12 protein-coding genes are annotated in these 12,856 nt (G+C 57.5%); 3 read left to right on the top strand and 9 right to left on the bottom strand.

Annotated features, from left to right (window positions below; translation table 11 throughout):
* Nucleotides 1-28 precede the first annotated feature (28 nt).
* Together AC4HNJ_RS02500 and pilH are read left to right on the top strand one after the other, a co-directional pair.
* Nucleotides 29-1,033 (top strand): YhdH/YhfP family quinone oxidoreductase, encoded by a 1,005-nt coding sequence (locus tag AC4HNJ_RS02500; protein WP_490477933.1) that lies wholly within the window; start codon nucleotides 29-31, stop codon nucleotides 1,031-1,033.
* A gap of 61 nt (nucleotides 1,034-1,094) precedes the next feature.
* A complete protein-coding gene (gene pilH, locus AC4HNJ_RS02495; protein ID WP_490477932.1) occupies nucleotides 1,095-1,460 on the top strand; it encodes a twitching motility response regulator PilH in 366 nt (121 codons plus the stop codon).
* Between the two features lie 57 nt (nucleotides 1,461-1,517).
* On the opposite strand, the gene AC4HNJ_RS02490 is transcribed toward pilH, so the two are convergent.
* Together AC4HNJ_RS02490 and AC4HNJ_RS02485 are read right to left on the bottom strand one after the other, a co-directional pair.
* A complete protein-coding gene (locus AC4HNJ_RS02490; RefSeq protein ID WP_490477931.1) occupies nucleotides 1,518-2,414 on the bottom strand; it encodes a DnaJ C-terminal domain-containing protein in 897 nt (298 codons plus the stop codon).
* A 93-nt stretch (nucleotides 2,415-2,507) separates the two neighbouring features.
* A complete protein-coding gene (locus tag AC4HNJ_RS02485) occupies nucleotides 2,508-2,966 on the bottom strand; it encodes an Hsp20/alpha crystallin family protein (protein ID WP_490477930.1) in 459 nt (152 codons plus the stop codon).
* A 139-nt stretch (nucleotides 2,967-3,105) separates the two neighbouring features.
* Here AC4HNJ_RS02485 and AC4HNJ_RS02480 point away from each other — a divergent pair, with 139 nt between their 5' ends.
* Nucleotides 3,106-3,597 carry a peroxiredoxin gene (locus tag AC4HNJ_RS02480; RefSeq protein ID WP_490477929.1) on the top strand — a complete coding sequence of 164 codons (492 nt, stop codon included), beginning with the start codon at nucleotides 3,106-3,108 and terminating at the stop codon, nucleotides 3,595-3,597.
* A 192-nt stretch (nucleotides 3,598-3,789) separates the two neighbouring features.
* Here AC4HNJ_RS02480 and gyrA read toward each other — a convergent pair whose 3' ends face one another.
* The 7 genes from gyrA to rpsO all read right to left on the bottom strand — a co-directional run bounded on the left by gyrA (nucleotide 3,790) and on the right by rpsO (nucleotide 12,823).
* Complete coding sequence (gene gyrA, locus AC4HNJ_RS02475; protein WP_490477928.1) at nucleotides 3,790-6,393, bottom strand: DNA gyrase subunit A; 2,604 nt, start codon at nucleotides 6,391-6,393, stop codon at nucleotides 3,790-3,792.
* Nucleotides 6,394-6,529: 136 nt separating this feature from the next.
* Nucleotides 6,530-6,940, bottom strand: a complete 411-nt coding sequence (locus tag AC4HNJ_RS02470) for a GtrA family protein (protein WP_490477927.1) — start codon at nucleotides 6,938-6,940, stop codon at nucleotides 6,530-6,532.
* Nucleotides 6,937-7,956, bottom strand: coding sequence for an S-methyl-5-thioribose-1-phosphate isomerase (mtnA, locus tag AC4HNJ_RS02465; protein ID WP_490477926.1), 1,020 nt, complete (start codon nucleotides 7,954-7,956; stop codon nucleotides 6,937-6,939). Before mtnA ends, AC4HNJ_RS02470 begins: the two co-directional genes overlap by 4 nt.
* 187 nt (nucleotides 7,957-8,143) lie before the next feature.
* A complete protein-coding gene (phaC, locus tag AC4HNJ_RS02460; RefSeq protein WP_490477925.1) occupies nucleotides 8,144-9,214 on the bottom strand; it encodes a class III poly(R)-hydroxyalkanoic acid synthase subunit PhaC in 1,071 nt (356 codons plus the stop codon).
* A 9-nt stretch (nucleotides 9,215-9,223) separates the two neighbouring features.
* Nucleotides 9,224-10,261: a poly(R)-hydroxyalkanoic acid synthase subunit PhaE gene (locus AC4HNJ_RS02455; protein ID WP_490477924.1), complete on the bottom strand. Its 1,038-nt coding sequence runs from the start codon at nucleotides 10,259-10,261 to the stop codon at nucleotides 9,224-9,226.
* 110 nt (nucleotides 10,262-10,371) lie between these two features.
* Nucleotides 10,372-12,477 (bottom strand): polyribonucleotide nucleotidyltransferase, encoded by a 2,106-nt coding sequence (pnp, locus tag AC4HNJ_RS02450; protein ID WP_490477923.1) that lies wholly within the window; start codon nucleotides 12,475-12,477, stop codon nucleotides 10,372-10,374.
* A gap of 76 nt (nucleotides 12,478-12,553) precedes the next feature.
* Nucleotides 12,554-12,823 (bottom strand): 30S ribosomal protein S15, encoded by a 270-nt coding sequence (gene rpsO / locus AC4HNJ_RS02445; RefSeq protein WP_333676885.1) that lies wholly within the window; start codon nucleotides 12,821-12,823, stop codon nucleotides 12,554-12,556.
* Nucleotides 12,824-12,856 lie beyond the last annotated feature (33 nt).

Genomic DNA, 12,856 nt, shown 5'->3' with positions numbered 1-12,856 from the left:
TCTTCCAGTTACTACTCGGACAACCATCATGAGTGCATCGACTCGTTTTCAAGCATTTCGCATCCGTAATGAGGCGGATGGCTATCGCGCTGGCATCCAGACCATGCATACGGATGAACTCAGCTCCGGCGACGTGCTGCTAAAGGTTGCCTATTCGTCGGTGAACTACAAAGATGCATTGGCCGGGACAGGCAAGGGCAGGATTCTCCGCCAATACCCCCTCAATGGCGGAATCGATGTTTCAGGCATCGTGGTTGCATCCAAAGATCCGGCGTTCAAGGAAGGGGATGCGGTGCTGTGTACCGGTAGTGGTCTTTCCGAAACGCGCGATGGCGGTTACGGCGAATACATTCGTCTGCCTTCGCAATGGGCGATTCATTTACCGAAAGGCCTGAACCTGCGCGAAAGCATGATTTTGGGTACGGCCGGCTTTACGGCTGCTTTGTCACTGCTCCGCATGCTGGATAATCGTCAATCCCCTGCACTCGGCCCCATTGCGATCAGCGGTGCCAGCGGCGGTGTTGGCATGTTGGCGATCGACATCTTTACGCGTGCCGGTTATGAAGTGCATGCCATCAGCGGCAAGTCTTCGCATTTCGATTTCCTGCATAGCCTGGGAGCAGCGCAATGCCTTGACCGGCATGCGTTCGCATTCAGCGGTAAACCCATGGATTCGGCCTGCTTCGGCGGTGCGCTGGACAATGTCGGCGGAGCAATGCTGGCTGGATTACTGCCACTGATCGTGCCCTATGGGAATGTTGCTCTCTGCGGCAACGCTGGAGGCATCGAGTTCAAGAGTACCGTCATGCCGTTCATCATCCGCGGCGTCAGCCTGCTCGGCATCGCCTCGGCAGGAACCGCCCGGGATCTGCGCGATCGAGTATGGCAACATCTCGCCGACGACTGGAAACCGCGTCACCTGGACCAGATCGCGACCCGGGAAATCGCATTGGAACAGTTGTCCGAGGTGTTCGAACATATGCTTACGGGCAACTCATTCGGCCGTACCATTGTGCGTATCGGTAAGATGTAGCGCTTGGAAGCGCCGCCACGGCGACATAGAATTAACGAAACAGCAAGGGGATTCCCACCTTATGGCACGCATCCTGATCGTCGACGATTCACCGTCACAGCTTCTCGGCATCAAACGCATCGTCGAGAAACTCGGGCACGAGACGCTGACTGCCGAAGACGGCGCGGCGGGTGTTGCCGTAGCCAAGCAAGAGAAGCCGTCTCTTATCCTGATGGACGTCGTGATGCCAAATCTCAACGGATTCCAGGCTACGCGCACAATCAGCAAAGATCCCGAGACCGCACATATTCCTATTGTGCTGGTCACGACCAAGGATCAAGAAACCGATAAAGTCTGGGGCATGCGCCAAGGTGCCAAAGCTTATGTCACCAAGCCTATCAAGGAAGAAGAATTGATGGCTGTGTTGAAAGAATTATTGCCGGCATAACCTCAGGGCAAATAAAAAAACGGCGCTCCTAGGCGCCGTTTTTTTATTTGCCGAACATCACGAATGCCGCGGGTCGTAATGGGCAAATTGAGCGTGGAGTGCTTCATACGCCTTGCGCTGCGCATCATTCTCCGCTGCCGGCGCCTTGATAGAAACTTCTACCAATTGATCTCCGGGTGGCTGCCCTGGAAGGCCCCGGCCTTTGAGCCGTAGCTTGCGGCCCGATTGCGTGCCAGCGGGAATGCGCAGGTCAACTGTTCCAGCCAGCGTCGGTACCGGCACGGTTGCTCCCAGTGCGGCCTCCCAAGGGCTGACAGACAGTACATGCAGCACATTGCGGCCATCTAACTTGAAGCGAGCATCGTCTCGAATGCCCACCTCGAGCAGCAGGTCACCACCCGGACCTCCGCCGGCACCGGGATGCCCCTGACCCCCAAGGCGGATCACCTGCCCCGGCTGGATGCCAGCTGGGATCTTCACCTCCAGTACGCGTTCGGCTCCACTTCCATCGTCCAGACTCAAGCGAGTACGCCCCCCGTTAAAGGCCGTCTGCAGATCAATCTGGACCTGGGCATGCACGTCACGCCCACGGCGAGCACGAGGTGCGTGCCGCCCACCTGCGGCACGACCGAACAGGCTTTCGAAAAAATCGCTGAAATCACCATCGCCAGCGTCGCCAAAATCGAAACCCTGCCCTTGCCAATTCGGCGGCGGGCGGAATTGTTCGCCAGGGCGATAGCCACCAGCGCGCAGCTGATCATAGGCGCGACGTTTCTCCACGTCGCGGAGCACTTCGTTGGCTTCGTTGATCGCCTTGAATTTCTCTTCGGCGCCCGGTTCTTTGTTCTTGTCCGGATGATATTTGCGCGCGAGTTTGCGATAAGCCGCCTTGATCTCGGCTTCACTGGCATCAGGCTTTACGCCCAAAATGTCGTAATAGTCTTTGAATTCCACTTACACTCCCCAACTCGATTTCACCAGCACCAGCAGCCCACCGCGGATCATCGTCCGTGGCGGGCTGCCTCCGCAACCTCAACAACGATGCGGTTATTGCGCAGTGTTGATCGTAATGCGGCGCGGTGCCTTTTCCGCTTTCTTTGGAATCACGATTTCAAGCACACCATACTTGCCGGTCGCGCTAATATTGTCGGCATCGGCACTATCGGGCAAGGCAAAACGACGGTGGAAGCTACCATGCGCCCGCTCCACACGGGTAAACCGACCGCCATTTTGCTCGCTCTTCTCGACCGCACGCTCGCCCTTGATGGTAAGAATGCCCTTTTCCATGCTGACGTCGATCTCGGCCGGATTCACGCCCGGCACGTCCGCAAAAATCACAAAACGCTGGTCTTCTTCCTTGATATCCACGCGCGGCGCCCATTGGCTGGTCACCACGTTGGAACCGTCGCTCTCATCGTTATTTTGAAAGAAGCGCTCAAACGCCTGACGAATGTCGGCCGGAAAAGCACTCGTGGCACTCCAGAGGGTATTACGGGTAGGATTCATGGCTATTTCCTCGAATAGGTTGCGGTGCGTTCGCCGCTTGACAACCAGATAGTTGCCCGCCTCGGGGGTTTCAAGACGATCTTGAGCGGGATTCCGGCGGTACTATTGCTTGCGTTGCCGTAATTTCAGCGAGTGGCTTATGACGATCCAAGCCGGGCAGAACGTGCCGGATGTAGCACTGACCGCTGTCGATGGTCCAGACATGCAGCGAACAACCACAGCGCCACTCTTCGCCGGTCGGAAAGTTGTGCTGTTCGCCGTGCCGGGTGCCTTTACTCCTACCTGCTCCGAACGCCATCTGCCGGGTTACGTTAAGCATTATGCGGAGTTCCAACACCGGCTTATTGAGGTGTATTGCATGGCCGTCAACGATGCCCACGTGATGAAGGCATGGGCCGCTTCGCAGCGCGTTCCCCTCGGCTTGAAACTGCTGGCGGACGGCAACGCCGCCTTCACTCAGGCGCTAGGGTGGAATATGGATGGATCGGCTTACGGCATGGGAATCCGCTCACGTCGTGCGGCTCTGTATGCCGAGAATGGCATCGTGCGACAAGTCTTTGTTGAGAGCCCGGGCGAACTACGGGTGACAACCGCGGAAGCTTTGCTGGAAGCCACTGCTCCGCATGCATAGGTCGCCGCTTCATCTTCTCGCTTTTCCGTGCAGGAGCCGTCGGCCGTTCTTGCGGCAAGCTCCGAATGTCGCTTTATCGCGTACACACACGCCTTCTTGAACAACGGCACGCTTGCTTAAGTGTCGAAGTACCTGATAGCAAAAGCCCTGGAAAACCAGGGCTTTTTACTAACAAAAACTTACTGACTGAACTTATTCGGCTGCTTGCGTCTCCGCACCATCCTGCCCTGGGCTAGGATCACCTTCAGCTGCCTCGGCATCATCGCTACTGCTCTCGTCAGCGTCCAACCGCACCACGCTGACAAGCGACTCGTCTGCCGGCAACCGGATGAGCGTAACGCCCTGGGTATTGCGTCCCAGCTGCGACACCTCCATGGCACGTGTGCGAACCAACGTACCTTGATTGGAAATCAGCATCAGTTCGTGTGCATCGGTGACCTGCGCAGCAGCGACCAGCGGACCGTTTCGTTCCGAGCATTGAATGCCGATCACACCTTGCGTGCCGCGTCCCTTCTTGGGGAACTCATCCAGTTGCGTGCGCTTGCCGTAGCCGCGCTCCGTGGCGGTCAGGATGTCTCCCTGCTCGGCGACGATCAGCGACACCACTTTCGCATTGTCGGTCAGCTTCATGCCGCGCACACCCGTAGCAGTGCGCCCCATCGGCCGGACTTCGCATTCGTCAAAGCGGACGACCTTGCCGTTAGAGGCGAACAGCAGCACGTCGCTGTTACTGTCGGTCAATACGACACCGACCAGTGCGTCGCCGTCTTCCAAATTGATGGCGATCTTGCCCTTCTGGAGCTGATATTCGAACTCGGTAAGCGGCGTCTTTTTCACCGTGCCCTGTGCGGTAGCGAAGAATACATAGCGATCCGAGCTGTATTCATGTACCGGCAATACCGCTTGCACCTTCTCGCCTTCGGCAAGCGGTAACAGATTCACCATCGGCTTGCCGCGCGCATTCGGACCGGCATCGGGCATCTGATAGACCTTGAGCCAATAAACACGCCCCGTGCTGGTGAAAGTAAGCAACGTGTCATGCGTGTTTACCACCCACAGCTGTTCAACAAAATCTTCCTCTTTCAGCGCTGACGCGGATCGGCCTTTGCCACCCCGACGTTGTGCACGATAGATATTGGCGGGCTGACGTTTCACGTAACCTGCGTGCGACAGCGTTACGACCACATCTTCAGGTGCGATCAGGTCGAGTACGTTGAGATCTTCCTGCGAATGCTGGATTTCCGTGCGACGCTCATCACCGAAATCAGCCTTGATGACTTCAAGCTCGCCACGAATCACCGACAGCAAGCGCTCCGGATCCTCCAGGATCTGAATAAGCCCGCGGATGGTTTCAAGGATTTCGCGGTATTCATCGGAAAGCTTTTCCTGCTCCAGGCCTGTCAGACGATGCAGGCGCATGGCAAGGATTTCCTGCGCCTGTGTGTCGGAAAGCTGGTAACCATCAGCCTTCAGGCCATCGCGAGGGTCCATATCTTCCGGACGCGAGGCTTCTGCGCCGGCGGCAGCCAGCAGCGTGGCAACCGTGCCTGGCTGCCACTTGCGGGCAAGCATGCGCTCGCGTGCCTCCTGTGGCGAAGCAGACGTCTTGATGAGCTCGATCATTTCGTCGATGTTGGCCAGGGCGACCGTCAAGCCCTCCAAAATGTGCGCGCGAGCACGCGCCTTGCGCAATTCGAAAATGGTCCGTCGCGTAACGACTTCACGACGATGGCGAATAAACGCCTCAAGGATTTCCTTGAGGTTCAACGTACGCGGCTGCCCATCGGCCAGCGCCACCATGTTGATACCGAAGGTGACCTGGAGCTGCGTCTGCTGGAACAGGTTGTTGAGCACCACATCGGCCATCGAGTCACGGCGGATCTCGATGACAATGCGCATGCCGTCCTTGTCGGATTCATCGCGCAGCTCGGAAATGCCTTCGACGCGTTTTTCCTTCACCAGCTCGGCGATCTTTTCGATCAGGCGCGCCTTGTTCACCTGATAAGGCAGCTCGTGAACGATGATCGTCTCGCGGCCGTTGGATTCGGTTTCGATCTCCGTGCGCGCGCGTACCAGGATGCGACCTCGGCCAGTACGATAGGCCTCCACGATACCAGCTGCGCCATTGATGATGCCGGCGGTCGGAAAATCCGGACCCGGGATGTGTTGCATCAGCTCATCGATGCTCAACGACGGGTTGTCGATCAGCGCGATCGTGGCCGCAATCACCTCGCTGAGATTATGCGGTGGCACATTGGTGGCCATGCCCACAGCAATGCCAGCCGAGCCATTCACCAACAGGTTCGGCACGCGCGTGGGCAGCACCAATGGCTCATGTTCGCTCTCATCGTAGTTGGGGCCGAAGTCAACCGTTTCCTTGTCGATATCTGCCAGCAACTCGTGCGTGAGACGCGCCATGCGTACTTCGGTATAACGCATCGCTGCAGCGTTATCACCATCGACCGAGCCGAAATTGCCCTGGCCATCGACCAGCATGTAACGCAACGAAAACGGCTGCGCCATACGTACGATGGCGTCATAAACCGAGCTATCGCCGTGCGGATGGTATTTACCGATCACGTCACCGACGACACGCGCGGATTTCTTGTAGGGTTTGTTCCAGACGTTGCCAAGTTCGTTCATGGCGTACAACACGCGGCGGTGCACAGGCTTCAGGCCATCACGAACATCCGGGAGGGCGCGTCCCACGATCACGCTCATCGCGTAATCGAGGTAGCTCTGGCGCATTTCGTCTTCGATATTGACGCGAATGACTTCTTTGGCGAGCTCTGCCATCAATAGGCTTCCCTGGTAACGAATAAGAGCCCTGTGACAAGCGCGCTGCGCTTGCCCGCTAGGGTTGGGCGGTAGATTGAAAGTGTATCACATCGGCACTTGAAAAGGTCTTGTTTTCGCCTTTCCAATCAAAGGGTTAGGACCCTGTTTTGGAGCGCCTGAAAAGGAGCGTCCGAGCACTGACGAAATTGACCAAAGCAGCAAAAATCGACCCCACGCCGACGGCTAGCGCAGGCCATCGGTGCCAGTCCGGAAAAGCGATCAGGCATGCTACATAGGCAGCGTAATTGACCAGGGCACCACCGCCCATCAAAGCCATCCAATGCAGCCATTCGACACCCAGCGAGCGACCACTCCGGCGCGCCGCAAAGGTATGGCTACGATTCCACCACCAAGTAGCGGTAGCCGCGGCTAAAAACGAGATGATTCTTCCCGTGTAAGGATTGAAGTGCGCAAAAGTAACGAGTCCTTGCACAATGCCGGCGTCGATGACGAAACCGATCAGGCCCCCGACTGCAAACAGCATGACTTCATGCCGCAGCCTCATGCGGCGAACACGGCTCGCATACGCTCGGTCGTCGGATGTTCGATCACACCACGCTCGGTCACGATGGCGTCGATCAAGGAAGCTGGCGTGACGTCGAATACCGGGTTCCAGGCCTGCGCGCCATCGACGACCGTGCGGCGCCCGGCCACACTGAGCAACTCGGACGCATCGCGCAGTTCGATCTCGATATCGTCTCCGGAAGCCGTGGCCATATCGACAGTGGAAGATGGCGCGACCACCATGAATTTCACGCCGTGATGGCGCGCGGCGATAGCGAGTTGATAGGTACCGATCTTATTGGCCGTATCGCCGTTGGCGGAAATACGGTCCGCACCCACAATGACCCACTGCACCGCCCCCGACTTCATCAAGTGTGAGGCCGCAGAATCGGCGATGAGCTTGGCGGGAATACCATCGCGCACCAATTCCCACATGGTGAGACGTGCGCCCTGCTGCCAGGGCCGGGTTTCGCCTGCGTATACCTGCTGGATGCGTCCGCCGGCGACGCCTGCGCGAATGACGCCGAGGGCCGTGCCATAGCCGGATGTCGCCAGTGAGCCGGTGTTGCAATGAGTCATCACCCCAGAACCCGGAGCGATCAGCGCGGCACCCAATTCTCCCATATGACGATTGGCGGCAAGGTCTTCGTCTTGAATGGCCTGCGCCTCGCGCTCCAATGCAACCGCATCCGCACCGGCATCCATGCACGCCTTCATGCGATCGAGTGCCCACATCAGGTTCACAGCGGTAGGACGTGCCGCGCGCAGTTGTGCCAGGGCTTTATCCATCGGAACACGTTGCTGCGCGGCAAGCACCACACCCCATGCAGCAGCGATGCCAATAGCGGGAGCACCACGCACCGCTAGGTCTTTGATCGCCTGAGTAACGGCCGATGCATCGCGGCAATCCAACCAGCTTTCCTCTGCGGGCAGCAGCCGCTGGTCCAGTAGGCGCAAACGATCGCCATGCCATTGAACGGCGCGAATGGTGTCATGTGCAGATGCAAGATTAGTCATTGCAATAGTTTATCGGAGAAATAGGTGAGCGGGCGCCAGCTTTCCTTTGCAGTAGGGAGCGAAGAAGCTCTTAAAAACAAGCGAGCTTCACCGCACCTCATCTCACCGCAACGAATGAGATACCCGCTTCCGGAAAAGCAACAGCTAAGAAAAGCAACGCCGAAAGCCACGCGAAAATCATCGGAAGCTATGTATCCCGCGCGCGCAGCCACTGGTGAATTGCAGGAGCGACTTCACGTTGCGCACGACCGGAAACGTAGATGCCGATATGGCCGCCCTTGAAGGCAACTTCACTGTAATCGGTGGTACCGACGTAACGTTGCAGGGCACGCGATGCGTCCGGCGGCACGAGATGATCCTGCGTTGCGTAAATATTGAGGAGAGGCTGGGTCACCATCCCCAAATCCACTGGCTGCTTGCCGATTTGCAGGTCACCTTTAATCAGCTTGTTCTGCTGGAAAAAATCCTTGATGAATTCACGAAATGCCTCACCGGCTTGGTCAGGTGAATCGAAAATCCATCGCTCCATGCGCAAGAAGTTTTTCAACTCGGCGGGATTATCGAGAATATCGACCAGGCTGACGTACTTCTGCTGGTTCAAACGCAGCGGCTTAAGCATCAAGTAGACCCAGTTCATCAGTTCCGCCGGAACATTGCCCAGCGTATCGACGAACAGATCCACGTTCATGCTTTGCACCCAGTGCGACAGCATATTGTCGGGGGTGCAGAAATCTACCGGTGTCACCATAGTGACCAGGTTTTTTACCTTTTCCGGATGCATAGCTGTGTAGCACAGCGAGAACGTACCGCCCTGGCAAATGCCAAGCAGATTGATGGCATCAAGCCCGTGACGCTTGCGTATCGCATCGACGCTGCGATCAAGATAACCATTGAGGTAATCGTCCAGCGTCAACCAGCGGTCGGCACCATCCGGATACCCCCAATCGATCAAATAGACATCTTCACCCTGTTCCAACAAATTGCGCACCAGCGAGCGGTCATTCTGCAAATCGGTCATCCACACCGTATTGACCAGCGCGTATACGATGAGGGTGGGCACCTTTGCAGTGGGTTTGTGGCTACCCTTCATGTGCCAGACGGTGAGCTTATCTTCGCGATAGACCGCCTCGCGTGGCGTATTTGCATAGTCCTGCTCACCCAGACCACGCAGGTTTTGCCATCCCGCGGCGAGCTTGCGCTGGAATGCAGCAATCTCGCCGAAAGCTTGTTGCGGATCGATATGCAACGGGTTTTGCATGCTTATTCCTTACTTGCGCTTTCCAGCGGCGGAGCGGGTTGCTTTTGTGCGCCGTGAAGGAGTGACCGTTTTGCTGCCGTTTTCGCCACTCGCCTTGCGTTCGATGGGACGAACTTTTGCAACTGCCTTGCTTGCTGCCAATTCGCGCTTCAGAGCCACGATTTCGGCTTGTAAAGCATCAACCGAGGTATCCGCCACAGACTCAACTTGCTTTTGCGATTTTAGTTCGCGGCGCAATTGCTGCACCCGCTCGCCGAGGCTATTCACTTCGCTGCGAGTGGGAATGCCCAACTCACGACACATTTGTTCAGTTTGCTGTTGCTGCAGTTTGCGCACCTGCATCTGCGCATTCACCATGGCACCGAAGACCTCGCGAAACTCCTCCGAAAGCGCCATTTCGGCGTACACCTCTTCCATGGCATCCACCCACAGGTCGTACAAGGCTTTCAAAGATTCAACCTGTTTCCCGGGTTCCGCGCGTTGCGCAAGCATTTCTTGCAGCCGCGCAATGCCCTGCGTATTTATCTTCTGCAGTAAGCCGTGATAACGCACGCTGAGTTGCGCATACTCCTGCATGGCCTTCGCTAGCGCTTGCTGATCAAGCTGCACCTCACGCGTGATGCCAAAGGCCGCCGACTGGTTCAACAACGATCCCATACCGGCATGCTGCATCGCCTGCAACCAGGCTTGCCACTGATGATCCAGGCCAAAGGCGGAAGCACTATCGATGCCTGCCACGGTCTGCGCAAAGGGTTGATTGAATGCAGCGAGAAAGGACTGCATGGCCGCGGGCTGCTGCCAGCTGTTTCCTGGCGGGTTCATTCCTGCACTGGCTGCCTGCTGCAACCAACTGCCATACGCCTTAAGGCTGGCGAGAGTGCGACTCAGCAAATCGTCTTGCATCGGTGGGACTGCCGCGGAGCCCATGCCCCAAAGAGGAACTGGGTTGCCCGTTTGCTGCTGCTGGAGATAACGCATCCAAGCGTCCCAGGATTGTTGCGCAAAAGACTGGTAGTCCTTCATAAACTCATTCGCCTGGTCGGGCATGCCTGCATCCTCAAACTGAATCGCCATCGTATCAAATACAGGCTTGCGTAAATGACAACGCCCGGCTACAGGAACCGGGCGTTGTCAAAGATCGGACTTTTCGGAGAGCGTCAGGCGCTGGCGCCCTCGTCTTCGGCCACTGCCTTCATGGACAGGCGAATACGGCCCTGCTTGTCCACTTCCAGCACCTTGACCTTGACGATGTCGCCTTCCTTAAGCTTGTCGGAGACCTTCTCCACACGCTCATTGGATATCTGCGAGACGTGAACGAGACCGTCCTTGCCCGGCAAGATCGTCACGAACGCACCAAAATCCATCAGCTTGGCGACCTTGCCCTCGTAGATGCGGCCCGGCTCGACGTCGGAGACGATCTGGTCGATGCGCTTTTTGGCCTCTTCGGCCGCCAGGCGATTGACCGAGGCGATGACCACGGTACCATCGTCGCTGATGTCGATGGTGGTGCCCGTCTCTTCGGTGATGGCCCGGATGGTGGCGCCACCCTTGCCGATCACTTCACGGATCTTGTCCGGATGAATCTTGACGGTCAGCAGGCGCGGTGCATATTCGCTCATTTCCGCACGAGGCTGGCTGATCACCTTGGCCATTTCACCCAAGATGTGCAGACGGCCACGCTTAGCCTGTTCCAGCGCTACGCGCATGATCTCTTCGGTAATACCGTCGATCTTGATGTCCATCTGCAGCGCGGAAACGCCCTCGGCACTGCCGGCCACCTTGAAGTCCATATCGCCGAGGTGATCCTCGTCGCCCAGGATGTCGGACAGTACGACGAAATCGCCGCCTTCTTTCACCAGACCCATGGCAATGCCTGCCACCGGGGCTTTCAGAGGGACGCCAGCATCCATCAGCGCGAGCGAGGAACCGCAAACGGACGCCATGGACGAGGAACCGTTCGACTCGGTGATTTCAGAAACCACGCGCAGCACGTACGGAAATTCCTCCAGCGAGGGCTTCACAGCCTGCACGCCACGCTTGGCGAGGCGACCATGGCCGATTTCACGGCGCTTTGGGGCGCCAAAACGGCCAGTCTCACCCACCGAGAACGGCGGGAAGTTGTAGTGGAACAGGAAGGGATCCTTCGACTCGCCTTCCGGCGCATCGATGATCTGCGCATCACGGGCAGTACCCAGCGTAGCCACGACCAGTGCCTGCGTCTCGCCACGGGTGAACAGCGCCGAGCCATGCGTGCGCGGCAACACGCCCACGCGCACCGAGATCGGGCGGATGTCATCCAGCTTGCGGCCGTCGATGCGTACCTTGGTCTTGAGCACGCCATCACGCATGGTGCGGTATTCGATTTCCGCAAACGCATTGCTGATGTCGAGATCGGTCCAACCATGCGAAGCAGCGGTTTCCGCAATACCGGTCTTGATGTCAGTCTTCAGTCCGGCAATCGCGTCGCGTCGCTCCAGCTTGTCGCGGATCGCGAAAGCCTTTTCCAGACGGTCACCGAGGATACTCTCGATATCCTTGAACAGCGCGTCATTACGCGCCGGCGGCGCCCACTGGAACGTCTTGCGTCCGGCTTGGGCAACAAACTCATTGATCGCGCCGATGACTGCCTGCATCTGCTTGTGGCCAAATACCACGGCGCCCAGCATCACTTCTTCGCTGAGCAGCTTGGCTTCGGACTCCACCATCAGCACCGCATTGGCGGTACCGGCAACGACCAGTTCCAGGTCAGAAGTCTTCAGCTCGGTGACAGAAGGATTCAACAGATACTGGCCGTTTGCATAGCCCACGCGCGCAGCGCCGATCGGGCCCTTGAACGGAATGCCAGCCAGCGTCAGCGCAGCAGAAGCGCCGATCATCGAAGGAATGTCACCATCGACCTCGGGATTGAGCGAGATGACCTGAGCGATGACCTGGACTTCGTTCTTGAACTCTTCCGGGAACAGCGGGCGCACTGGACGGTCGATCAGACGCGAAGTGAGTGTCTCTTTCTCTGTCGGGCGACCTTCCCGCTTGAAGAAGCCACCAGGAATGCGACCGGCCGAATAGAACTTCTCGACATAGTCAACGGTGAGCGGGAAGAAATCCTGCCCATCTTTCGCCTTCGAGGCAGCCACAACGCTGACCAGCACCACCGTGCCGCCCATGCTGACCATGACCGCGCCCGAAGCCTGGCGGGCGATTTCGCCCGTCTCCAGTGTGACTTCGTGACTACCGTACTGGAACGACTTGGTTACTTTCGCCATTGGTTATCCAAATTTTTAAAGAGTGCGACCAGGACGGCCGCTTCTTGATCTTCACGATCATGGATGAGCGCAGAAATTATCTACGCAGGCCAAGGCGCTCGATCAGGCTCTGATAACGGGCCAGATCACGATCCTTGAGGTACCCAAGCAGGCGCTTGCGCTGATTGACCAGCTTCAGCAGACCACGACGGGAGTGATGATCCTGCTTGTGCGTCTTGAAATGATCAGTGAGGTGCTCGATGCGGGCAGAAAGCAGGGCAACCTGCACTTCCGTGGAGCCGGTGTCGTTCGGCGCATGGCCGAAGTCAGCAATGATCTTGCTGGACTGTTCTACGGTGAGGGACATGGATGTCTTCCTTAAAAAAACAGATGCGGAACT

Source organism: Dyella sp. SYSU CM1112 (assembly GCF_058216415.1).
The sequence above is the reverse complement of the archived record's forward strand: the minus strand, read 5'-3'. Positions and strand labels throughout refer to the sequence as shown.

Excerpts from the sequence above, each read along its gene's own strand:
- pilH (WP_490477932.1), top strand. The coding sequence starts at position 1,095 with ATGGCACGCATCCTGATCGTCGACGATTCACCGTCACAGCTTCTCGGC.
- AC4HNJ_RS02480 (WP_490477929.1), top strand. The coding sequence starts at position 3,106 with ATGACGATCCAAGCCGGGCAGAACGTGCCGGATGTAGCACTGACCGCT.
- AC4HNJ_RS02455 (WP_490477924.1), bottom strand. The coding sequence starts at position 10,261 with ATGCCCGACCAGGCGAATGAGTTTATGAAGGACTACCAGTCTTTTGCG.
- phaC (WP_490477925.1), bottom strand. The coding sequence starts at position 9,214 with ATGCAAAACCCGTTGCATATCGATCCGCAACAAGCTTTCGGCGAGATT.
- pnp (WP_490477923.1), bottom strand. The coding sequence starts at position 12,477 with ATGGCGAAAGTAACCAAGTCGTTCCAGTACGGTAGTCACGAAGTCACA.
- gyrA (WP_490477928.1), bottom strand. The coding sequence starts at position 6,393 with ATGGCAGAGCTCGCCAAAGAAGTCATTCGCGTCAATATCGAAGACGAA.
- AC4HNJ_RS02470 (WP_490477927.1), bottom strand. The coding sequence starts at position 6,940 with ATGAGGCTGCGGCATGAAGTCATGCTGTTTGCAGTCGGGGGCCTGATC.
- mtnA (WP_490477926.1), bottom strand. The coding sequence starts at position 7,956 with ATGACTAATCTTGCATCTGCACATGACACCATTCGCGCCGTTCAATGG.
- AC4HNJ_RS02500 (WP_490477933.1), top strand. The coding sequence starts at position 29 with ATGAGTGCATCGACTCGTTTTCAAGCATTTCGCATCCGTAATGAGGCG.
- rpsO (WP_333676885.1), bottom strand. The coding sequence starts at position 12,823 with ATGTCCCTCACCGTAGAACAGTCCAGCAAGATCATTGCTGACTTCGGC.
- AC4HNJ_RS02485 (WP_490477930.1), bottom strand. The coding sequence starts at position 2,966 with ATGAATCCTACCCGTAATACCCTCTGGAGTGCCACGAGTGCTTTTCCG.